The following is a 21,036-nucleotide window of genomic DNA, read 5'->3' on the forward strand; positions in this document are numbered from 1 at the left end:
AGGGGGGCGTAGGGCCTGAATGAATGGAACGGGGGCCTAAACCCCGGGGCTATCCCAGACCAGGCGGATGTAGGGCGCCTTGTTTGACTCTCCATTTTTTCGGATAAGCCCGAGCTCGAGCGCGCGCTGGCGGCAGGCGTTGAACTCCTTGTCTGATCTGTAGCCAAGGGCCGTCTTCATTTCTGACGACTTGTACTCCTGGTTTGGGGTCAGCCGAGCGACCCGTTCCTTGACCTTTTCGTCACGCGCCATAGCGTCGTCGTCTGACAGTTCCGCGACCACGACATGCCCACCTACCCGCATGAGATGGAGGTCAGGCGTGGTGCGCTCTTCGGCGTCCCGCTGCTTACCGTGGCGTCCAGCGTCCGTGGAGAGTGTGAAGCTGTCACGGTTGCCGGCGCCGATGATGAGCGTGTCTGAGTCGTCCCGGAAGGCTGAGGCGCCGCGGTGCTTGGACGAGCGGTTGCCGCGGGCGTCGGTGCTCTCGGTCGTGTGCGCGATGAGCAGGATCGTCACTTCGGGTCCGCAGTCGCGGAGGCGCTTGAGCTCGCGGTAGATGCCCGACACCTCGGCGTTGTCGTTCTCGCTCTTCACTGCGAAGGAGCTCGCGAAGGTGTCGATGATGACTAGGCGGTATTGCGAGGATCGGATGCGCTTCTCGATCTGCCTGAGCGTCGGCACATTCAGCGTGGCTCCGGGTACGAAGTGGATGTTGCCGCCCGTTGTGCCGGGCTCGTAGCCGTGATGGATGTCCCAGGCCCGGATGCGCTTGTCGAGGTTCGCGAAGCCCTCGGCCTCGATGAAGAGCACCTCGCCTTGGGCCACCTCGTGATCGAGCCAGGTCTCATTGGTGCCCATGCAAAGGGCCCAGTCGAGGGCGATAGCCGTCTTGCCGACACCACCCGTGGCCGCGAGCGTCGCGACCGTGTTCGAGTACAGCCAACCGTCGACCAGTGGTGCGGACGGCTTGATGAGTTCGAGGTCGGCGCGGGTGAGGATCTGCAGCGGCGGTGAGGTGCGCATCTCTTCGGCGAGTTGCTGCACCTGCTCGCGACGAAGGATGTCCCGGGCGTCGCGAAGGAGCGACTCGTCGATCGGTGCGTCCGCGGTCTGCTCGGGCAGCGCGCCGAACTGAGCCTCCATCGCAGGCACGAACGCCCACGGCTCGAACGCGCCGAACTTGGAGACGGCCCCCTCGAGCGAGATGTCGAACTCGCGACGGTTCTCGGGAGTGTCGTACTCGCCTCGGAGCCATGCTGTCTTGAGCGCACTGAGCGCGAGAGCAATGCCGGCGTCACCATCTGCGCCGCGACCTACGATCTGCCGCTGCAGGGCAATGAGCTCCGCATGGCCGAAGTCGGTCTGAGGAATTGACGCGACGACCGCGGCAACTTGGCCTGAAATCGGCCCCTTTGCGCAGAGCTCGACCCACTCCCCCACGGCGCCATCGAATGCGCCCGAGGGTGGTGCGACTGGGCGCGGACGGGTGAGCCATTCCGGCGCGGGCGCGGGTGGAAGCGCAGCCTGCTCGAGGCTCCCCCACCAGATCGTGTAGCCAAGGCCGGCACACCGGTCAACGTGCCGCATGCCGTCGTAGGTGATCTCGCGAGCTAGGCCGGTCTCGCTTGTGTCCCGGTAGACGTAGTGCGCACCACCCGAGCGCGTCGAGTAGGTGATGGTGTCGGGTGGGGTCAGGCCCCTCTCGCCGAGGGAGTCGAAGCCGGTCTCGGATCCGTGCACGTCGATGTCGAGGACCACGACGTTGCTGCGGCCGTTGTCGATACCGACCAAAGGTGCGTTCGGGTAGTCGACCGAGAACCATGTGGCGATGACCTCGGGGTCCTGCGACGAGTCGTGAAAGCCGTGAGGGGTGAGTGGGATCTTGTTGGGCCCGACAGGTAGCACGTAGTACCCGTTGGCGGCGAGGGTGAGCGCGAGGTGGAGCGGCTCGGTCATGCGCGCCGCACCAGGCGTTCGATGCGCTTCATGAGCGGTGGGCCATAGGTGAGGACTTCGCGGGCATCGCCCCGTTGCCACTGATAGATCCACTGTTCTTGAGCGACGAGTGATGTGAGGGCGTCGAGTTGGGCGGGCGTGTTTGGGCCGGGCGTATCAAGGATGAGGTTGGTGACATCGCTGGCGGCGAAGCTAAACGAGTTGACCGCGATACGCATCGCCTCAGGGTCAGCCGTCTCAGTCGATTGCCCCGTGGGCAGGAGGTCGACCACGGCTTGCGCGGTCTTCATGTAGCGCTCGGCGGGGGTCATGCTTCGGGTTCCGTTCGATCAAGTGAGGCTCGGACAATGCCGTAGTCCACGGAGTGGACGCCGTGTCGCTTCTGAGCGATGTGGTAGATCAGGACGCCGGAATCGAAGGTGGCTCGTATGGCCTGATCGCGCACCCTGGCGCTTTCTGCGCAACGGGCCTTGAGGTCAAGGTCGAGTCGGACGCGGCCCTCTTCGGCGAGTCGCGCGGTCTCGATGCGTTTGCGGGAGACTTCGGCGTCATAGGCGGTGCGGGCCAGCTTGGCGTCGGCAAGCAGGGCTCTGTGGTCGGCATCTGCTTCCGTGAGGTGGTCGAGGTGGGCTTGCTGTGCAGCGTCGAGGATCTGCGTGGCCTTCATCGGTCGACCTTCGTCCAGGCGTCGATGGCTTCCCAGTCGGTGAACGTGAGCGCTCTCCGCTCGTCATCGTTGCGGGCCGTGAAGTAGGCGCGCGCTGCGGCGGTGCGCTCGGGAGTCGCGACGCCGAGCTCGGGCATGTCTGAGGTCTCGCAGTTGTGGCAGGTGGAGGGGGCATAGCCGACGTGCCACCCGTCGCGGTGCTCTTCGAAGAGCGCGGCGTGGTCGACGGGCGCCGGGGTGAGCTCGACGGCGCTCATGCCGCGACCTCGGCGATCGCCTTCGCGAAGAAAGCGTCGATGCTCTCTTGCGTCACGAACCGCCGGCCGCCGATCTTCAGTGTCTTGAGGGGGCAGTCCTTGGTCTGAAGCCAGAACCTCATGGCGGGCTCGGTCTTGCGGAACTGAGGCGCGGCCTCGGGGATGGTGAGCAGGTGGACTGTCATGGCGACTCCTTGTCAATGCGAACACGTTGTGTTCATCTGAACATGAACTTACTACTACCGTCATGTGTCCGCAACCGCATAGGATGTTCCCCATGCAACGAGAAGAAGATGTTTCCAAGAAGGTCGGCTCCCTCATCGCGGCCCGCCGATCCGCCCTGGGCCTTAGCCAGCGGGCATTCGCCGAGTCCCTTGCGGGGCAGGGCATGACCGTTGACGCGTCGGCCGTGTCGCGCATCGAGAGCGGTGCCCGCGTGCTGAGGGTTACCGAGCTGCTCGCCATCGCGACTCTTCTAGACGTTCGACTGGGTGACTTGGTTCCCCAGTCGCCTTCCGAAGATCCGCTGCGGCACCAGAAGATTGGCCTCCTTAGCGCGAGAGCGAATCTTCTCGAGGGCCTTAGGTCATTCCTCGATGCCCGAGTCGAGCTCGCCATATCAGCCTCCATGCTGGGGCTGACTGACGATGCTGACGTGGCACCGCTCCTCGCTGATGACCTCGAGGCCATGGTCGAGCACGCGCGCGCAGAGCAAACGAACCTGGGTGACTCCGATGGCGAGTCTTAAACAGCGGCCAGACGGCCGCTGGCGGGCACGGTATGTCGGTGAGGACGGCAAGGAGCATGCCGCGCACCGTCCGACCAAGAAGGCCGCACAGGAGTGGCTAGACGAGCAGACCGTCGCGCTGCGGAGTGGCGCCTGGGTTGACCCCAAGACGGCCAAGGTCACGCTGGCCTCGTTCTACTCGGACTGGGCCACGCGCCAGGTCTGGGCGAACGGGACGATGCGGGCGATGGACACGGCCATGAAGGGCTGCACCTTCCGAGACAAGCCCCTCCGCGACCTTCGCCGCTCGCATGTCGAGTCATGGGTCAAAACGCTGACGACCACGCTCGCACCTGGCACCGTGCGCACGCGCTTCAACAACGTCCGATCGGTGCTCCGTGCTGCCGTGAAGGATCGACTGCTCGGTGCCGATCCGTCTGAGGGTGTCGCGCTCCCTCGCCTGCGACGCGCCGCGCACGCAATGTCGATCCCGACGCCGGAGCAGGTTGGCCGAATGCTTGAGGCGTGCGACCTCCGGCTTCGGCCGCTCGTGCTCCTAGGCGCGTTCGCCGGCCTGCGCATCGGAGAGGTTGCCGCCGTGCGTCTCAGTGACGTGGACTTCCTGCGGAGGCATCTGCATGTGCAGAGGCAGGTCCAATGGCACGAGGGCGCGATAGAGCTGGTGCCTCCGAAGTACGGATCCGAGCGGCACGTCGCCCTCTCGGACGGCCTGCTCATAATGCTCAGCGAGCACAAGAACAACGTCGGCGTCTACGGCGCGGACGAGTACCTCTTCGCAGGTAAAGACGGCCTACCGCCGTCGGGCGACCAACTCCGCCACAACTGGCGGGCGGCGGTCAAGTCGGTGGGCCTCGGCGAGTTCACCCCGCACGACCTCCGACACTTCTACGCATCGGGCCTGATTGCGGCCGGCGCGGACGTGGTGACCGTTCAGCGCGCACTCGGTCATGCGAAGGCGACGACCACGCTCGACACCTACAGCCACCTCTGGCCGACCGCAGAGGACCGGACGCGCGTGGCTTCCGGGGCGATGCTCGCCGAGGCGCTCCAGAATTCCGCGGACTTTTCACGGACTAGGGACACCCAGAAGGCCTAACTCCCCAGTGTTTATGCGGGTAGTGGCTCAAGTCTTCGTGTTGAACCAGAATTCGTGATCGCTGTCAGCCATGGATTGACCCTACCCCTGGCCGCCGACCCGTTTCGGTTGGCGGCCAGGGCGCTACTGCAGGCGCGCCCACGCCAGCTCGCTCAACCGAGCCCCCTCACGGCAGCACGGTCACGAGCGACGCCGATGGCGAGACGCGCCGACCAGGCCCACGCCCGCGGCCGCTAGAGCGAGGGCGAGTGCGACGACTCGGGCGATCCCCTGCGATCCGGTGAAGGCGAGCTGCAGCGGGGCGCGCGGCCCGGATGCCGGCCCGGAACCCGCGGCCGCCACAGGGCTCGGCGATGATGGGGGCCCGGACGGCTTCTCGCCCTGAGAGACGGGGATAAACACCTGAGGAGAAGGATCCGCCCCATCGGCATCGCTCGGAGAGGTTGCGATCGCGATGTTGGCGAGGTCGGCTCCGTCTCCGGCGTAGGCCGGGTCGAGCGTGGCCGTGATGCGGAAGCTCGTCGACTCCCCCGGGCGGAGTGTGCGGTCGGACGCGCAGGTGACCCGCTGCCCCGTAGCGGCGCAGTCGTCGCCCGCGGCGAAGGTGAGGCCGCGCGGAAGGTCGTCGACCATGCCGACGTCGGTCGCCGGGGCCGTGCCGTGGTTCGTGGCCGTCAGCACATAGTCGAGCGAATCGCCCGGCGCGACGGTGTCTTTTCCCCCACCGATTTCGGCGCGCTTGTCGGTCGTGAGTTCGGCCTTTGGCGGATCTGTCACCGGGATGGTGACCGGCTCGGAGGGGGTGCCTCCGTCGGCATCATCGGGTGAGGTGCCCACTCCGATGTTCGCGAGGTCGGAGCCGTCGCCGACGTAGTCGGCGTCGAGCCGGGCGGTGAAGGTGAATGCCTTCGAGCCCGAGACGGCAAGGGTCTCGGTCGACGAGCAGGTCACGTTCTGGCCCGTGGCCGTGCAGCCATCGTCGGATGCCACGAAGTGGATACCGGCGGGAAGTGCGTCGGTGGCACCGATCGCGCGAGCGGTGGAGGGCCCCGCGTTCTGAGCGGTGATCGTGTAGGTGAAGTCTTCGCCGGGCGCGACGAGCTCGTCGGTCTGGTCGAGGAGTGCGTACGTCTTCGTCGTGCTGATCTCGGCCTGCGGTGTGAGGGCTGTGGACGCGGTGGCGGTGTTGTTCGACAGATCGCCGTCGTTCCGGTCGGCAGGCACCTCGACGGTGGCGGTGTTGTCGAGGACGCCCGTGGCTGCGGGATCGACCGTGCCGGTCAGGCGGTAGGTGGCGCTGCCTCCGGGATTGAGATCGGTGTGGGTGGCAAGCGTGTTGCCGGATCCTGACGCCTCATGACAGGCGGAGCCAGCCGAGGCGGCGCACGACCAGGTCACCCCCGACACGGACGACGGGACGGAATCGCGTACGAGGGCATTCGCCACGGGATTCTCGCCCGGGTTTGTCGCCGTGACCTCCCAGGAGATCGCCCGGCCGGGAACCACCTCGGCGGGCCCGGTCTTGGAGATGGCCAGGTCGGCGGGGACGGTCACCCGCAGGTTGTCGATCTCGTGAAGGTTTTTCGCCGTGCCGGTGGAGGCCGCGAAACCGAGACGGAGCGTGGGCGGCAGGCTCGCCTGGCCCGACCAGGTGTTGACGTCGACGTCGTCGAAGACGGTTTCGAGGGGAGTGTCGCCGCCACGGTTGGTCTGGACGGTGAACCTGACCGCCTTGCCCGCGGGCTGGATGCGGATGCGTGCCGAGCGTGCGCCGGCCCGGTCTCCCGTCATCAGCGAACCGCCGGGTGCCGGGGCGCCGAGTTGAAAGGGGTAGCCGACGAGACCGTCGCCCGATCCGCGGACTGCGATCGAGCTCGGTGCCCTGCCCGGGCCCGAGTTGTTGAGGGGCAGACTGAAGTTGCCGAACTCGTCGAAGCCGATGCCGAGATAGCCGCCCGGCACGCCGGGGATGGTGCAGTCGCCGACGCTCGCGGTCGTCGACATGCAGGAATAGCCGAGCCCTGCGCCGTGAGCACCGGTGGCGGGCTGGGCGTCACCGTCGGCGAGAAAGAACGAAATACCGTCGCCGCCCAGTGCGTCGGCGTACATGCCGTAGTCGAAGGTGATGTCGAGGCCGAGGGTGGTGTCGAACGGCTCGTCGGTGATCCATGACCCCTTGTGATGCGCAGTGTCGGTCGTGAGCCGGAGCCAGCCGGTGTCGACGGCCGCGTCGTCGAGCAGCGTGCCGCCCGCGGCACCGGCGGTGAAGTTCTGCTCAAAGGGCAGGGGGAAGTCTCGGGGCGCTGCGCTCGCCTCTGCCGTCGCGGCGGGGAGAGCGAGCGCTGTGACAACGGCGGCGACGGCAACGGCCGCGACGGTGCGACGGGGTCTTGTGGGGTGCATGGGGGCCTTTCACGCGGGGATAATTCGGCCATATTGGCATCTGATATTGGTATGCGCAACCAGACCGGTCTGCCCCTGGGGATAACTACCGGGGCCGCTTCCAGCCGCTCGGGTACCGCGGTCGCCCGTACGCCGGCAAGGCCGGCTGACCCCTAAGCTGGAACGCATGCCCCGGGACTCACACGGTCATCTGACCCCCGGCCGGATCTCGCCGCTGCGACCGGTCCCCTCGTCGATCGTTCGTCCCGAGTACGTCGGCAAGGCGGCTCCCGCGGATTACACGGGCGGTGACGTCTACGACGCGGCCACCATCGAGTTGATCCGCGAGTCGAGCCGGATCGCCGCCGATGCCATCACCGCCGTAGGCGAGGCGATACGACCGGGCGTGACGACCGAGCAGCTCGACGTGATCGCGCACGACTACGTCACCAGCCACGGCGCCTACCCGTCCACCCTCGGCTACCGGGGGTTTCCGAAATCGGTGTGCACGTCGGTGAACGAGGTCATTTGCCACGGAATCCCCGACGACACCGTGCTGCTCGACGGCGACATCGTCAACATCGACATCACCGCGTACAAGAACGACGTTCACGGCGATACCAACCGCACGTTCGTCGTCGGCGACGCGCCCCAGACGACCGTCGACCTCGTCGAGCGCACCCGCGAAGCTCTGAACCGCGGCATCAAAGCCGTCGCCCCGGGGCGCCAGGTCAACGTGATCGGCCGAGCGATCGAGATGTACGCCAAGCGTTTCGGCTACGGGGTCGTCCGCGACTACACCGGCCACGGCGTCGGCCGCGCGTTCCACTCCGGCCTCATCATTCCCCACTACGACGCGCCGCAGTTCGACGACGTCATGGAGGTCGGGATGGTGTTCACGATCGAACCCATGCTCACGCTCGGCGGTGTCGACGCCGATATCTGGGCCGACGACTGGACGGTCACCACCCGCGACTTCTCTCTCACCGCCCAGTTCGAGCACACCATGGTCGTCACCGAGCGCGGCGCCGAAGTCCTCACCACCTACTAGACACTCCACCCCTCCCCTTTAGAAAGGCAGTTCCCCATGACCACCAAGGCAGTGGGCATCGACATCGGCGGTACCGGCATCAAAGGCGCCATCGTCGACGTCGAGTCGGGCGAGCTCGTCACCGATCGCATCAAGAAGCCGACCCCGGCGGGCGGCGAACCGGATGCCATCGTCGCCGTCGTCAAAGAGATCATCGAAGAGCTCGGCGACGACGCAACTGAACTGCACGTCGGCGTGTGCTTTCCCGCCGCCATCATGGATGGCAAGACCCTCTCGGCCGCCAACGTCTCGAAGAAGTGGATCGACTTCGAGGCCGAGAAGCTCTTCGAGTCGACCCTCGGAAAGCCGATCCACTTCGTCAACGACGCCGACGCCGCCGGGTACGCCGAGTCGCAGTTCGGTGCCGCGAAGGGTGTCGCAGGTCTCGTCATCATGACCACCCTCGGCACCGGTATCGGCACCGCACTCATCCACGACGGTGTCCTCATCGTCAACGCCGAGCTTGGCCACCTCGAGATCGAGGGCAAAGACTACGAGACGAAGGCCTCGTTCGCCGCCAAGGAGCGCGATGACCTCAGCTGGAAGCACTGGGCCAAGCGCCTGCAGAAGTACTACTCCCGCCTCGAGGCGCTGCTCTACCCTCGGTTGATCATCGTCGGCGGCGGCGTGTCGAAGCACTACGACGAATTCTTGCCGCTCCTCGACCTGCGCGCCGAGATCGTGCCGGCGAAGCTGCGCAACAACGCGGGCATCCTCGGGGCCGCGGCCCTGGCAGCCGAGTCGAAGCCGTCCTTCTAGGGCAGTCGTTTCGGGCCGTCGCTCGCAGGAGCGGCAGAGCGATAACAGGCGAAGGATCCGGCACCCCGGCAACGGGCTGCTGGATCCTTCGCCTGTTTCGGTCGTGGGCGAATGGGCCGGCTAGTACGCCGGGTTCTGTCTTGCCTCGCGGCCGCTTGCGCAACCGGTGAGGCATGGACGGCCATCTATCTTGGCTCTACGTTGCCGCAGCGCTCTAGCGGTCTACCCGAGGGCTGGACGAGCAGTCTCATGCGCCCTCTGTCTGACCTTGCTCCGGGCGAGGTTTACCTAGCCGGTCGGTCACCCGAACCGCTGGTGGTCTCTTACACCACCGTTTCACCCTTACCCCGTCGCGCCTCCGAAGAGGGCGCCGTGGCGGTCTACTTTCTGTTGCACTGTCTCGCGGGTTGCCCCGGGTGGGTGTTACCCACCGCCCTGCTCTGTGGAGCCCGGACGTTCCTCGGCGCGATGCCCTTGCGAGCTCCGCGACGCGACCGTCTTGCCGACCCATTCGCGAGACAAGCCTAGCGGGGTGGGCTCGGGTCAGATGCCCGACTCGTACGTCCGCACCAGGACGGCCTGGCTGTCGGGGCAGAGCAGCACGTCGTCGGGGGCGGCGGAACGGACCGCCGCCAGGTCGCTGCCGGTGAGTTCGACGCCGCTGGCGCTCGAGACCCGAGCACGCAGGTGAGAGGCTCCGACTCCGTAGCGCTCGCGCTGGCGCTCGTACAGGGCGAGGAGGTCGGCGGGGATGCGGCCGGCGATCGTCTCACGGTCGGCGATGGCGTGGCCTCGCTCGGATTCGATCTGGGCGAGCGACGCTTCGCGCGAGGTGGCGAGCTCGGTCTTCGAAGCGGCGATCGCGTCGAGTTCGGACTGCGTGCCGGCGACGACGGCGCTGGTCTGTTCGACCCGATCCATCACCTCCAGCTCGATGTCTTCGAGGTTGCTCTGCCGTGAGGCGAGTGCCGTGAGCTCCTGTTCGAGAGCCTGGATGTCTTTGGGCGATGACGACGACTGGAGTCGTTCCCGATCTCTCGCGATTCGCGCCTCGACGACGGTCACGTCGGATTCGACGCGCGTCAGTTCGCGGCGAGCCGCCTCGAAGACAGCTTCTTCTGAAGTCAGGCGCACGCGGAGGGCGGCCGTCTGCTTCTCGTATTCGGCGAGCTGGGCGTTCTCGGGCAGCTGGCGAGCGCGGTGGGCAAGCTGCTGCGCTGTCGTGTCGAGGCGCTGCAGGTCGAGCAGGAGCGCCTGGTCGGCGGGGCTGGCTTTCTGGGGCATTGAGTCTCACTTGCGTTCGGTGCGGAAAGCGGAAGGAGCCGGTCTCACTGGAGGACGGCGAAATCCCAGGGGTCGGTGCGGAGCTCCGACACGGAGACCTCGACACCCGGAAGGGCGGCGCGCAGCTCTGCGGCCGCCGTGTCGAGCCAGAGCCATTCGCTGGCCCAGTGCGACACGTCGACGAGCGCCGGGCCCTGCCCGAGAAGCATGCGGTCGCGCGCGTCGGAGGCCGGGTGGTGGCGGAGGTCGCTGGTGATGTAGACGTCGGCGCCCACGACGGACGGGTTGTCGAGCAGCGAGTCGCCCGCACCGCCGCACAGGGCGACGGTCTGGATGACCCGGTCGGATGCCCCGGCCACGCGGACTCCCCCGGCGACCGACGGCAGGATGTCGGCGAGGGCTCGGGCGAGGGCGACGAGTGTGACGGGCTGCGGCAGGCGCCCGACGATGCCGAGCCCGGTCGTGCCGGTGGACTCGCCAGACGACGTCTCAAGCGGAGCTTGATCGACGAGGCCCAATCGGGCTGCGATCGCTCGCGATGTGCCGGTCTCGACGACGTCGGCATTGGTGTGGGCAGAGAGCAGGGCGCAGGATCCGCGAATGAGTCGAGCGAGCACAGCGCCCTTGGTCGTGGACTCGGCGACGCTCGTCACACCGTGGAACAGCAGCGGGTGGTGGACGAGCAGCAGATCGGCGCCGACCTCGAGTGCCTCGTCGGCGGTATCGAGCACCGCGTCGACTGCAAGGTGAATGCGGCCCACAGTCGCGGTCGGATCACCAGAGACGAGCCCCGGGGAATCCCAGCCAGAGGCTCCCGAGAGGGGCCAGAGTGCTTCGACGGCTGCGCCGACGGCTTCGAGTGTGACCACTGGTCAAGCTTAGTCGACCGGCGATTCAGGCTCGGGCGGCGGACGAGCCTTGGGAATCGCCGGCCGAGCCGTCATGGGTGCTGGCCGAGCGGTCGCTGGCCTGGCCCTTGCGACCGTCGACAGCAACGACGATCACGAATGCCAGCACAAGCGCCGCTGCGAGACCCCCGACGACGGAGAGGTCGCGGGGCACGCCGTGCACCTGCACCAGCGACAGGAGGTACCCCTGCCAGGCGAAGGCGGACGACGTGGTTCGAATAAGTCCTTCGCCGATGACGACGCCGACGATGACCGCGAGAGCGAGGGCCAGACCGGACGAGCGGTTCGACACGCTGCCCGCGGCCGCCCGGGAGCGGAGCGCGATGCGCCCCAGGACGATGCCGATCCAGGCCGCGGCCGGAACGGCGATCGCTCCGAGCGCGGCGGAGGGGGTGACCGGTGCACCGATGGCGTTGGCGAGGACGGCTGCGATCACGACGACGACCGCGAGGGCGGAAAGCGAGGCGACCAGGATCCTGGTGCTCGCCCGGGCGGGAACGCCCGCCTCGGCACTGGGCTGGCCGGGTGATGTGGGGGTTCCGTGCTCGAGCAGTTCTTCGTCGGCGAGGCGGGCACGCTCGGCGTGGACATTCCTCGACGCGTCGTCAACCGCGGGGATGTCACCGGCGGTCACGACGGGGAGCTCTGCGGCCGTCTTGCGGAGTCGGAGCGGAACGAGTCCTTCGCCCGTGGGGGTCTGGTCGACCGTGACGAGCTCAGCGGCGGCGGCGTCTTTGTCAGCGCGCGGGTCTGCGTTCTTGCTTGAGCTCGCGTGTGCATCGAGCTCGGCCGACGTCGGTTCTGTGGCGGGCGGCGGCGTGCGGTCGACGGAGATGAGGGGCGGGCCGCTCTGAATCGGAATCACGCCGGTGAAGTGCAGGCGGGTCTTCTCGAGCTCTTCGAGAGCCTCGTCGGTGCCGATCCGGCGGATCTCGGCCTCCCAGGCGGCGAAGCGCGCGGCTTCTGTGGCGCGGAGCTGCATCTGCGCCTGCAGGATGCCGATCAGGTCGATCGTCGCGGTGTCGTCGGTGTGGCGTCCGACGAGAGGGACGAGGTGTTCGTCTTCCAGCGAGCCGCGCTCGGGAGGCTGGGGAAAGCTGCGCTCGACCGGCTCGGGAACGAGGGTGTCTTCGGGAAAGTCGTCGAGGTCGTTCGGAGCTGCGAGCGAGTCGTCGGTAGCTGGGCTCTCGGCGACCGGGCTGGTGATGACTGAGCCCCCGACGACTGCGGTCTCGGAGGTTGCGCTCACGGTGGGGATATCGTCGGTCTGAGGAGTCTCGGCGGGGCGTTCGTCGGCCTCCATGATGGCTGTCACCGCCCCTAAACTGCTCGACTCGCGCTGGTGTTCCATGGCGGAATGATATGCGCTCACATGTCGGTATTTGTCATGACGCGCCGCGCACTCTCGTCTCACTCCCCCGTGAGTGTTCGTCACTGTCCCCGACCGCTGGTGTCCAGTCCAATTCATCAGCAGATAGCGGACACTCACCGGGCGACCGACGGGCTGAGAGGCTGTAAGTGACTAGTGCGGGTGACGGGGGTGAGCGCTTAGGGTGAGAGCGCCGATTGCACGTGCGCCTGTCAGCGTGCGTCGGCAAAGGCTTGTTCAGATCGTCTTCCGAGGGGGAAGCGCATGCACCGTTCCATCCGCCGCCGGGTCGCCGTCGGCCTCGCCACCGTGACCGTGTCGGCTCTCGTGGCCGTCGCCGGGGCCTCGGCGGCGGTGGCTGCGCCGTCGTCCAGCTTTCCGAAGGGCATCGATGTCTCGGAGTGGCAGAGCCACTTCCAGGGCAACCCCGACGTCGACTGGGCCGCACAGAAGGCCGCCGGTGTGCAATTCGCGCTCATTAAGGCGAGCGGCGGCTACAAGGTAACGAACGAGGCTTTCGCCGATCAGTGGAACGGCGCGTACAACGCGGGCCTTATTCGAGGTGCGTACCACCTCGCCGCTCCCAACCTGCCCTCGACGAACCTGACGAAGAACGCGATCACGCAGGCCGACTATTTCGCATCAAAGGCGTCTGACACCGCCCAGGGCAAGCTCTGGTCCGCTGGGGGCCAGACGTTGCCTCCGGTCCTCGACATCGAGAAGAACAATCAGCAGACGAGTATCAATGCCTGCTTCGGTATGACGCCTACGCAGCTCCAATCGTGGATCAAGTCGTATTTGGCCGAGGTCACGGCGAAGGTCGGTCGCACCCCGATCATCTACACCTCGCGCGATTTCTGGACAGAGTGCGTCGGCAACTCGACGAAAACGTTCGCCGGAACCGCCCTCTGGCAGGCCAGCTACGACTCCACGGTCGGGGCCATCCCATCGAGCTGGGCGACCTGGACCATGTGGCAGTGGCGCGAGGGGAAGAACACCGCGGGCAACGGCGGCACCGACTACGACCAGGACGTCTACAACGGCACCCTCACGTCGCTCCACCTCCTCGCCGACCCCACCTACGGCCATGGCACGAGCACCGCGCCGCGTTTGCACGACTTCAACGGCGATAAGAAGAACGACCTGCTCGTGGTGTCGTCGGCCGGCGGGGCCTACTTCTACAAGGGCAACGCGAAGGGATACCTCCTCTCGTCGTCGAGTGTCGCGATGGGCTCCGGCCTGAAGTCGTACAACGCCTTCGCTGCGGTAGGAAAGATCAAGTCGTCGGGGTATGCCGGCCTCTACGCGCGGTCGTCGTCGGGCACGCTGTACTACTTCCCGATCGGCGCCACGGGCAAACTGGGCACTCGCGTGACCGCCGCCAAAGGCTGGAGCGCCCTGTCGAACATCACCTCCGCCGGTGACTTCAACGGCGACGGTATCGCCGATCTCGTCGCGGTCGACAAGGTCGGAGTGCTCTGGGCCTACCTCGGCGCGGGCAACGGCACCTTCAAGGGCCGCGTGCAGTTCGGCTCGGGCTGGAACTCCAAGACCGCACTCGTAGGCGCCGGCGACTTCACCGGAGACGGAAACGCCGATCTGCTCGCGCGCGACTCCGCCGGCCGACTCGCTCTGTACACGCACTCCCCCTCGAGCAGCAGCCTTCGTGGCTCGACCCTGGCGAGCTCCGGCTGGAACAGCTACAAGCGTCTCTTCACCCCGGGTGACATCACCGGAGACGGCAAAGCCGATCTGATCGGTGTCGGCACCTCGGGCAAGACCTACCTGTTCCCCGGAACCGGGAAGGCCGCCACCCCGTTCGCCGCCCGTAAGGCCTTCGGAAGCTCGACGAGCTGGGGCACCAGGCTGTTCGTCGGCTGACCTGCCCATTACGGCCCAATAAACGACAGAGAGCAGGATCCGAGACCTCGTGTGGTCTCGGATCCTGCTCTTTCGAGTGGAGCCTGATCCTCGCTCCATTCGATCCGCCGAATCGGATCGAAGCATTGCGACAGCTCGAGCCCTCAGCTCAACTGCTGCCACGCCGCGTGGCGACGCCTTCTTTCCGCTCAGAGAAAGAGGGGCGTCGTCCCCAAACCCGAACTTAGAGGTTCGGGCGCCCGGAATCCATAGGTTTGCAACGAGTTCATCGAACTGTTACAAACCGGGCCGGTCGGATTGTTTTGGCCACCCGCACCCTGAATATCAGCGAGAGGAGACGATCGATAACAGGTGTCGCGCAGATTCCATCCGCTCCGGCCGGACGAGGGCGGGGAAAAGCAACTCCCACATATCGCGAATACGGTCGAGCAGATCGCGTCGCTGGCGCAGAGTGTCGGAGACGAGCTGCACTCCGGTGTAGCTCGGGATGATGTACTCGGCCACTCGACGCGGGTCGAGATGCTCGAAGAGGTCGCCCTGCTCCTGGCCGAGGGTGACGAGGGTCTCGAACGAGTCGATCCACTCGAGGTAGGGGTTCTCTGCGGAGAGCTCCGACGCCGTGCCATCGGTGGTCAGGCGGATGCCGGCGCTCACGATGGTCTCGCTGGTCAGCTGGTGAGCGAGGCTCGCGCACATGCGCAGCATCCCCTCCACAGCGCTCTCGGCCTCGGCTAGCGCTTTGCCGGCCGCCACGCGAGCGACCCTGTGCTGCTCGTCGATGACGGCGTTCGCGATCTCGTCTTTGGAGTGGAAGTGGAAGTACATCGCTCCCCGTGTGACACCGGCCTCGTCGGCGATGAGGTCGAGCGACGCGTTTGCGTAACCGCGGGCGTTGAAGACGGTGGCGGCGCCCTGGATCACTGCTGCCCGTGTCGCGAGGGCTCTCTCCTGGGTCGGCACGAGTAGAGCGTACCGGGGTGGCAGAGGGAAACAGGTTGATCGGACTGTTTCGGTGAGGCGCCGAGGGAACGCCGGTGTCGCTCACCGTTTTACGCATTGCTGACCGATTATTCGGTGAGCGATGCCTAAAACGATTAGCGACGCGGCGCGAGACTGCCCGTGACCTGCTCGACGAGTGTGCGGCGTGCAGCTCGACCCTCTGGGGTCGGGAGGAGCGGATACACGTGCACCTGCTGGGGAGCTTCGAAGTAGGTGAGATCGGCGCCGAGAGCCTCGGCTCGCTCGGCGAGCAGGCGAGCATCGGGATTGAGGATGTCGTGGGTACCGCTGAACACCGTGATCGGGCCGACCGTGGCCAGGTCGCCCGAGAGCGGGCTCACCCGGAGGTCGTCGACCGGGAGCTCGCCGCGCCAGAGGTCGGCATAGACGATACCGCCCGGTCGAGCGAGCCACGGGTCGTGCGGCTGCACGACGGGGATGCCGGGGTTCGTGAAGGAGAGGTCGAGGGCCGGCGAGATGAGGATCGTCCGCGCCGGGGCGACACCGTGTTCGGCCTGCAGGAGGAGCGCGGCAGAGAGAGCGATCTGCCCTCCGGCCGAGTCTCCGGCGAGAACCACTCCCCCAAGGCGTCCGTGGACATCGAGGGCGATGCGAGTGACCTGCTCGACGACCTCGCCGGCGGTGCCGAACGGTGCCAACGGGTAGATCGGCACGGTGACCTCGACGTCGGCCTCGCGGGCGATCTGCGCGATCAGACTCCAATGCTGGGTGACGATCTCGTTGACCCAGGCCCCACCGTGCAGGTAGACGACGCCGACGCGAGGGGCTGCGCCGGGCGTGGAGCCGGGCGAACTCGACCCGCTCGGCGTGACCGTGTAGATCGGCCACCCGCTGCTGCGGTCGAGAGCGACGTGCACTCCCCGAAGCCGCGCCGGTGGGGCAAAAGGTTGCGGGCGGATCCTTCGGTCTTCGATGTGGGCGCGTGCCTTGCCGGCGTCGACGAACGTGGCATTGGCCCGGACGACGCGAAGGAGGACGGCGACCCCTCGGGCTGCGATGCTCGGCATGGGGTCGAGCCTAGGCCGCGAGTCTCATGACAGGAGCTCTTCCGGGGCGCGCTGCGCTCACGGGCCCCACGGTGCGTTGTCGATGCGCGGCTCGCCGGCGTTCCAGGGCCACGTGAAGGGGGCGCTGGCCGGTTGGTGGTCGTAGATCGGATCTCCGTACGACGACAGGCCCCAGAAAATGGTCTCGTCAGAGGCCGTGCAGCGGAGGAAGGCCACGGAGGTGTAGACGCCCCGCTCGATCACTGCCGCGACGATGTCGTCGATGGCGTAGGCGGCGCGGATGACTTCGAACCGGCCATCGGCGACGCGTGCGCGGATGGCCTGGTCTGCGGTTTCCATGTCGAGATAGGACGTACCGGGTCGAAGGTCGTTTGGCCGCCGTGGTGCGACTACTTCGGTATCGCAGACCGGGCAGGAGTCGCGAGTCGCCTCCGTCGAGTTGACGTCACGTCGCTCCGGAATCGGGTAGGCGCGGTCGGGACCGTACCTGACCTCGTGACCGGAATGCTCGCGGAGGCGCTGGATTACTTCAGCAGCGCGTCCCCGCAGGGCGACGGGGACGACGCCGTCCCACAGCTCAGGACGAGGAACCAGGACTTCCGGTTTTCGACCCGTGTCTTGGGTGATGAATCTCATCCGTCCACGCCATTCGGAATACACGATGGCGCGCGTGTCGTCGGGAGTCTCGCGCTCTGCCGCCCACGACAGCGCGTACCTGCCGCCCCGGTAAAAGACTTTGTCAGCCTTGGAGGGCGACGCCTGCCGACCCGGCTCCAAAGGGACTCCAGGAACGACGAGACCGTCAGCTGCTCGCTTCCACCACATGACTTGACTATGCCAGGTGTGGGAGCGGTGCTGTGCGGCCCGCTTGACTGTGTTGAGGTGGGCCCTACCGGGCTCGAACCGATGACATCCACGGTGTAAACGTGGCGCTCTACCAACTGAGCTAAAGGCCCGCTGCGTCGTGACGACGAGCGTGCGTCAATGCTAGCGGAATGAATTCGACGAACTCGCGCGGATCGGACGATGTCGCGCGCCGCGGCGATGTGACGGTGGCCGATTTACGCGAGGTCGCGATCTTAGGAGACAGGCCCCTCTGGGAGAGGACAGGCTCAGACGACGACGGGCACCAAGGCGTCGAGCGAGGCGCGGTAGTCGGCCATGTCGCGCGCCTGCCCGGGAGCGGTCACGAACTGCTCCTGGATCACGCCGTCGATGTCGATCAAGAAGGTCGCACGGTTGGCAAAGCCCTTGTGCTCCAAGAAGACGCCGTATTCCTTAGCGACTTCGCCGTGGGGCCAGAAGTCGGCAAGGAGGTTGAATTCGTAGCCCTCGGCCTCGGCGAACGAGCGCAGGGTTGCCTTGGAGTCGACGGAGATGCCGATCAGCTCGACGCGGTGGTCTTGGAAGAGACCGATGTTGTCGCGGAGTTGGCACAGCTCGGTGGTGCAGGTGCTCGAGAAGGCGAGGGGAAAGAACACGAGGGCAACGGGCTTGACCCCGCGGAACTCCGACAGCCGGATGTGCTCGCCGAACTGGTTCGGCAGATCGAAGTCCGGTGCCTGGATGTCGTTCTCCAGAGCCATGTCGCGCTTCCTTTCGCGCCGCGGGTTTCGCGGTGTGTTCACGAGGCCGGACCCGGTGGGGCCGCGGCACGAGCGACAACACTACGCCCGGAGCCCCGCAAAGCAAGTGGCCGAGGATCCGACGTGGCTGAGAAGCACTGACGGCGCGGGTCACTAGAGTGGTCGGGTCGGGATCCTCCCGTCCTCACCCCTGGACGACGAAGTACCGGCAGCTCTGTGGCTTTTCATGTGGCCCGGGGTAAAAAAGCATCATGTTCCCCACAAAAGAACGAGGTCAAGGGTGTCGGTAAACGGTCAGGATCCCTATTCGGTCGACGATTTCGATCGGGATCCCGAAGAGACCGCGGAGTGGAAGGAGTCGCTCGACGGTCTCGTCGCGACTCACGGCCACGAGCGGGCTCGCGAGATCATGCTCAGTCTCCTGTCGAGGTCGCGCGACCTGCACGTCAACGTGCCGATGGTGCCCACCACCGACTACATCAACACGATCGCCGTCGAGAACGAGCCCGCGTTCCCCGGTGACGAAGACCTCGAGCGTCGCTACCGCAAGTGGATCCGCTGGAACGCGGCCATCACCGTGCACCGCGCGCAGCGGCCCGGTATCTCCGTCGGCGGCCACATCTCGACCTACGCCTCTTCGGCCGCGCTGTACGAGGTCGGCTACAACCACTTCTTCCGTGCCCAGGGTGCTCCGGGTGGTGGCGACCAGATCTTCTTCCAGGGCCACGCCTCCCCCGGCATGTACGCCCGCTCATTCCTCGAGGGTCGCCTCGACGAGCACGCTCTCGACGGCTTCCGCCAAGAGAAGTCGCACGGCGACGGCGGCTTGTCGTCGTACCCGCACCCGCGCCTCATGCCCGACTACTGGCAGTTCCCGACCGTGTCTATGGGTCTCGGCCCGATCAACGCGATCTACCAGGCGCAGCAGGCGAAATACCTCACCAACCGCGGCATCAAAGACGCCTCCGACCAGCAGGTCTGGGCGTTCCTCGGCGACGGCGAGCTCGACGAGGTCGAGAGCCGCGGGCAGCTGCAGGTCGCTGCCAACGACGGGCTCGACAACCTCAACTTCGTGATCAACTGCAACCTGCAGCGTCTCGACGGCCCCGTGCGCGGTAACGGCAAGATCATCCAGGAGCTCGAGAGCTTCTTCCGCGGGGCCGGATGGAACGTCATCAAGGTCGTCTGGGGTCGCGAATGGGACGAGCTGCTGTCGCGCGACGACGACGGCGCGTTGCTCAACCTCATGAACCGCACGCCCGACGGCGACTACCAGACCTACAAGGCCGAGTCGGGTGCCTACGTCCGCGAGAACTTCTTCGGACGCGACCCGAAGGCCCTCGAGCTGGTCAAGAACTACTCCGACGACGACGTCTGGCACCTCAAGCGCGGTGGCCACGACTACCGCAAGGTCTACGCGGCCTACAAGGCAGCGGTCGAGCACAAGGGCCAGCCGACGGTCATCCTCGCCAAGACGGTCAAGGGCTACGGCCTCGGCCCGTCGTTCGAGGGCCGCAACGCGACCCACCAGATGAAGAAGCTGACCCTCGACGGGCTGAAGGCGTTCCGCGACGAGATGAGCATCCCCATCTCCGACGCGACGCTCGAAGAGAACCCCTACCTCCCGCCGTACTACCACCCCGGTCAGAACGACGAGGCGATCGAATACCTGCAGGCGCGTCGCCGCGAACTCGGCGGGTACATCCCCGAGCGTCGCAGCAAATACACGCAGATCCCGGTGCCCGAAGAGAAGTCGTACGCGATCGTCAAGAAGGGCTCGGGCAAGCAAGAGATCGCCACGACGATGGCCTTCGCCCGCCTGCTGAAAGACCTGCTCCGTGCGCCCGACTTCGGTCACCGCATCGTGCCGATCATTCCCGACGAGGCGCGCACGTTCGGCATGGATGCCTACTTCCCGACGTCCAAGATCTACAACCCCAACGGGCAGACCTACACGTCGGTCGACCGTGAGCAGCTCCTCGCTTACAAAGAGAGCCCGCAGGGGCAGATCATCCACGTCGGCATCAACGAGGCGGGCGCGTTCGCAGCGTTCACCGCGGCCGGCACGAGCTACTCGACTCAGGGCGAGCCGCTCATCCCGGTCTACGTCTTCTACTCGATGTTCGGCTTCCAGCGCACGGGTGACGCCATGTGGGCGGCCGGCGACCAGATGGCGCGCGGCTTCATCATCGGCGCGACGGCGGGTCGCACGACCCTGACCGGTGAAGGCCTCCAGCACGCCGACGGCCACTCGCAGCTACTCGCTTCGACCAACCCCGCGGTGGTCAGCTACGACCCGGCCTACGGTTACGAGATCGGCCACATCGTCAAGGCCGGCATCGAGCGCATGTATGGCACCGACGACGAGGGAAACGCGACGCACAGCGACCCCAACGTCATGTACTACATCACCGTCTACAACGAGCCGATGCAGCAGCCGGCCGAGCCCGAGGGCGTTGACGTCGAGGGGATCACCCGCGGAATCCACCGGATCAAGTCGGCCGAGAACCTCGGCCCCCGTGCCCAGCTTCTCGCGTCGGGTGTCGGTGTGCCGTGGGCTCTCGAGGCGCAGCAGCTCCTCGCCGAAGACTGGAACGTCGCGGCCGACGTCTGGAGCGTCACGAGCTGGACCGAGCTGCGCCGCGACGGCCTCGCCGCCGACGAGCACAACTTCCTCTACCCGAACGACGAGCCGAAGAAGGCCTACGTCACCGAGAAGCTCGAGGGCACCGAGGGCCCGGTCATCGCGGTCTCCGACTTCATGCACGCGGTGCAAGACCAGATCCGTCAGTTCGTTCCGAGCGACTACTACACGCTCGGTGCCGACGGCTTCGGTTTCTCCGACACTCGCCCTGCCGCCCGTCGCTTCTTCAAGATCGACGGCCCGTCAATGGTGGTCCGCACCCTGCAGGCTCTCGCCAAGCGCGGCGAAGTCGACCCGAGCGTCGTGCAGCAGGCGATCGACCGCTACCAGCTCCACGAGGTGACGGCCGGAACCTCCGGCTCCGCCGGCGGGGAGAGCTGAT

19 protein-coding genes, 1 tRNA gene and 1 other RNA gene are annotated in these 21,036 nt (G+C 66.5%); 6 read left to right on the forward strand and 15 right to left on the reverse strand.

Annotated elements, in window-relative coordinates:
* Nucleotides 1–36: 36 nt before the first annotated feature.
* From EDF39_RS14095 to EDF39_RS14115, 5 genes are read right to left on the reverse strand one after another with little or no spacing between them, the layout of a single operon-like run.
* The gene (locus tag EDF39_RS14095) at nucleotides 37–1,956 is read right to left on the reverse strand and encodes an AAA family ATPase (RefSeq protein ID WP_123944024.1); all 1,920 of its coding nucleotides are present in this window, start codon (nucleotides 1,954–1,956) and stop codon (nucleotides 37–39) included.
* The gene (locus EDF39_RS14100) at nucleotides 1,953–2,267 is read right to left on the reverse strand and encodes a hypothetical protein (protein WP_123944026.1); all 315 of its coding nucleotides are present in this window, start codon (nucleotides 2,265–2,267) and stop codon (nucleotides 1,953–1,955) included. The genes EDF39_RS14095 and EDF39_RS14100 overlap by 4 nt, the downstream gene beginning before the upstream one ends.
* Complete coding sequence (locus EDF39_RS14105) at nucleotides 2,264–2,623, reverse strand: hypothetical protein (RefSeq protein ID WP_123944028.1); 360 nt, start codon at nucleotides 2,621–2,623, stop codon at nucleotides 2,264–2,266. Before EDF39_RS14105 ends, EDF39_RS14100 begins: the two co-directional genes overlap by 4 nt.
* Nucleotides 2,620–2,880, reverse strand: coding sequence for a hypothetical protein (locus EDF39_RS14110; RefSeq protein ID WP_123944030.1), 261 nt, complete (start codon nucleotides 2,878–2,880; stop codon nucleotides 2,620–2,622). Before EDF39_RS14110 ends, EDF39_RS14105 begins: the two co-directional genes overlap by 4 nt.
* A complete protein-coding gene (locus EDF39_RS14115) occupies nucleotides 2,877–3,065 on the reverse strand; it encodes a hypothetical protein (protein ID WP_123944032.1) in 189 nt (62 codons plus the stop codon). The genes EDF39_RS14110 and EDF39_RS14115 overlap by 4 nt, the downstream gene beginning before the upstream one ends.
* A 92-nt stretch (nucleotides 3,066–3,157) precedes the next feature.
* Between EDF39_RS14115 and EDF39_RS14120 the strand changes: the two genes are divergently transcribed.
* Together EDF39_RS14120 and EDF39_RS14125 are read left to right on the forward strand one after the other, a co-directional pair.
* Nucleotides 3,158–3,628, forward strand: coding sequence for a helix-turn-helix domain-containing protein (locus EDF39_RS14120; RefSeq protein WP_158613233.1), 471 nt, complete (start codon nucleotides 3,158–3,160; stop codon nucleotides 3,626–3,628).
* Nucleotides 3,615–4,724, forward strand: coding sequence for a site-specific integrase (locus tag EDF39_RS14125; RefSeq protein WP_123944036.1), 1,110 nt, complete (start codon nucleotides 3,615–3,617; stop codon nucleotides 4,722–4,724). The genes EDF39_RS14120 and EDF39_RS14125 overlap by 14 nt, the downstream gene beginning before the upstream one ends.
* Before the next feature lie 180 nt (nucleotides 4,725–4,904).
* Here the strand turns inward: EDF39_RS14125 and EDF39_RS14130 are convergent, their stop codons facing one another.
* Nucleotides 4,905–7,127 (reverse strand): DUF11 domain-containing protein, encoded by a 2,223-nt coding sequence (locus EDF39_RS14130; RefSeq protein WP_123944038.1) that lies wholly within the window; start codon nucleotides 7,125–7,127, stop codon nucleotides 4,905–4,907.
* 166 nt (nucleotides 7,128–7,293) lie between these two features.
* Between EDF39_RS14130 and map the strand changes: the two genes are divergently transcribed.
* Together map and ppgK are read left to right on the forward strand one after the other, a co-directional pair.
* On the forward strand, nucleotides 7,294–8,157 hold the full coding sequence (gene map, locus EDF39_RS14135) for a type I methionyl aminopeptidase (protein WP_123944040.1): 864 nt from the start codon (nucleotides 7,294–7,296) through the stop codon (nucleotides 8,155–8,157).
* A 36-nt stretch (nucleotides 8,158–8,193) separates the two neighbouring features.
* Nucleotides 8,194–8,955 carry a polyphosphate--glucose phosphotransferase gene (gene ppgK, locus EDF39_RS14140; protein WP_055958172.1) on the forward strand — a complete coding sequence of 254 codons (762 nt, stop codon included), beginning with the start codon at nucleotides 8,194–8,196 and terminating at the stop codon, nucleotides 8,953–8,955.
* Between the two features lie 108 nt (nucleotides 8,956–9,063).
* On the opposite strand, the gene rnpB is transcribed toward ppgK, so the two are convergent.
* The 4 genes from rnpB to EDF39_RS14160 all read right to left on the reverse strand — a co-directional run bounded on the left by rnpB (nucleotide 9,064) and on the right by EDF39_RS14160 (nucleotide 12,498).
* Nucleotides 9,064–9,465: RNase P RNA component class A (rnpB, locus tag EDF39_RS14145), an RNA gene on the reverse strand.
* Nucleotides 9,466–9,498: 33 nt separating this feature from the next.
* Entirely contained in the window at nucleotides 9,499–10,239 is a 741-nt protein-coding gene (locus EDF39_RS14150) for a zinc ribbon domain-containing protein (protein ID WP_123944042.1), read from the reverse strand.
* A gap of 44 nt (nucleotides 10,240–10,283) precedes the next feature.
* A complete protein-coding gene (locus EDF39_RS14155) occupies nucleotides 10,284–11,108 on the reverse strand; it encodes a Nif3-like dinuclear metal center hexameric protein (protein WP_123944044.1) in 825 nt (274 codons plus the stop codon).
* 25 nt (nucleotides 11,109–11,133) lie between these two features.
* Entirely contained in the window at nucleotides 11,134–12,498 is a 1,365-nt protein-coding gene (locus EDF39_RS14160) for a hypothetical protein (protein ID WP_123944046.1), read from the reverse strand.
* A 282-nt stretch (nucleotides 12,499–12,780) separates the two neighbouring features.
* Here EDF39_RS14160 and EDF39_RS14165 point away from each other — a divergent pair, with 282 nt between their 5' ends.
* Nucleotides 12,781–14,397 carry a GH25 family lysozyme gene (locus EDF39_RS14165; RefSeq protein ID WP_123944048.1) on the forward strand — a complete coding sequence of 539 codons (1,617 nt, stop codon included), beginning with the start codon at nucleotides 12,781–12,783 and terminating at the stop codon, nucleotides 14,395–14,397.
* Between the two features lie 324 nt (nucleotides 14,398–14,721).
* Here the strand turns inward: EDF39_RS14165 and EDF39_RS14170 are convergent, their stop codons facing one another.
* From EDF39_RS14170 to EDF39_RS14190, 5 genes are all read right to left on the reverse strand, one after another.
* Nucleotides 14,722–15,357, reverse strand: coding sequence for a ScbR family autoregulator-binding transcription factor (locus EDF39_RS14170; RefSeq protein ID WP_158613234.1), 636 nt, complete (start codon nucleotides 15,355–15,357; stop codon nucleotides 14,722–14,724).
* 134 nt (nucleotides 15,358–15,491) lie between these two features.
* Entirely contained in the window at nucleotides 15,492–16,424 is a 933-nt protein-coding gene (locus tag EDF39_RS14175) for an alpha/beta hydrolase fold domain-containing protein (protein WP_123944052.1), read from the reverse strand.
* A 57-nt stretch (nucleotides 16,425–16,481) separates the two neighbouring features.
* Nucleotides 16,482–17,060 (reverse strand): hypothetical protein, encoded by a 579-nt coding sequence (locus tag EDF39_RS14180; RefSeq protein WP_123944054.1) that lies wholly within the window; start codon nucleotides 17,058–17,060, stop codon nucleotides 16,482–16,484.
* Nucleotides 17,061–17,307: 247 nt separating this feature from the next.
* Nucleotides 17,308–17,380: transfer RNA gene (locus tag EDF39_RS14185), tRNA-Val, on the reverse strand.
* A 156-nt stretch (nucleotides 17,381–17,536) separates the two neighbouring features.
* Nucleotides 17,537–18,010: a peroxiredoxin gene (locus tag EDF39_RS14190; RefSeq protein WP_055958195.1), complete on the reverse strand. Its 474-nt coding sequence runs from the start codon at nucleotides 18,008–18,010 to the stop codon at nucleotides 17,537–17,539.
* A 280-nt stretch (nucleotides 18,011–18,290) separates the two neighbouring features.
* On the opposite strand from EDF39_RS14190, the gene aceE reads away from it, so the two are divergent.
* Nucleotides 18,291–21,035, forward strand: a complete 2,745-nt coding sequence (gene aceE, locus EDF39_RS14195) for a pyruvate dehydrogenase (acetyl-transferring), homodimeric type (RefSeq protein ID WP_123944056.1) — start codon at nucleotides 18,291–18,293, stop codon at nucleotides 21,033–21,035.
* Nucleotide 21,036 lies beyond the last annotated feature (1 nt).

Origin of the sequence: Frondihabitans sp. PhB161 (assembly GCF_003814635.1) — a bacterium.
Taxonomy (GTDB): Bacteria; Actinomycetota; Actinomycetes; order Actinomycetales; family Microbacteriaceae; genus Frondihabitans.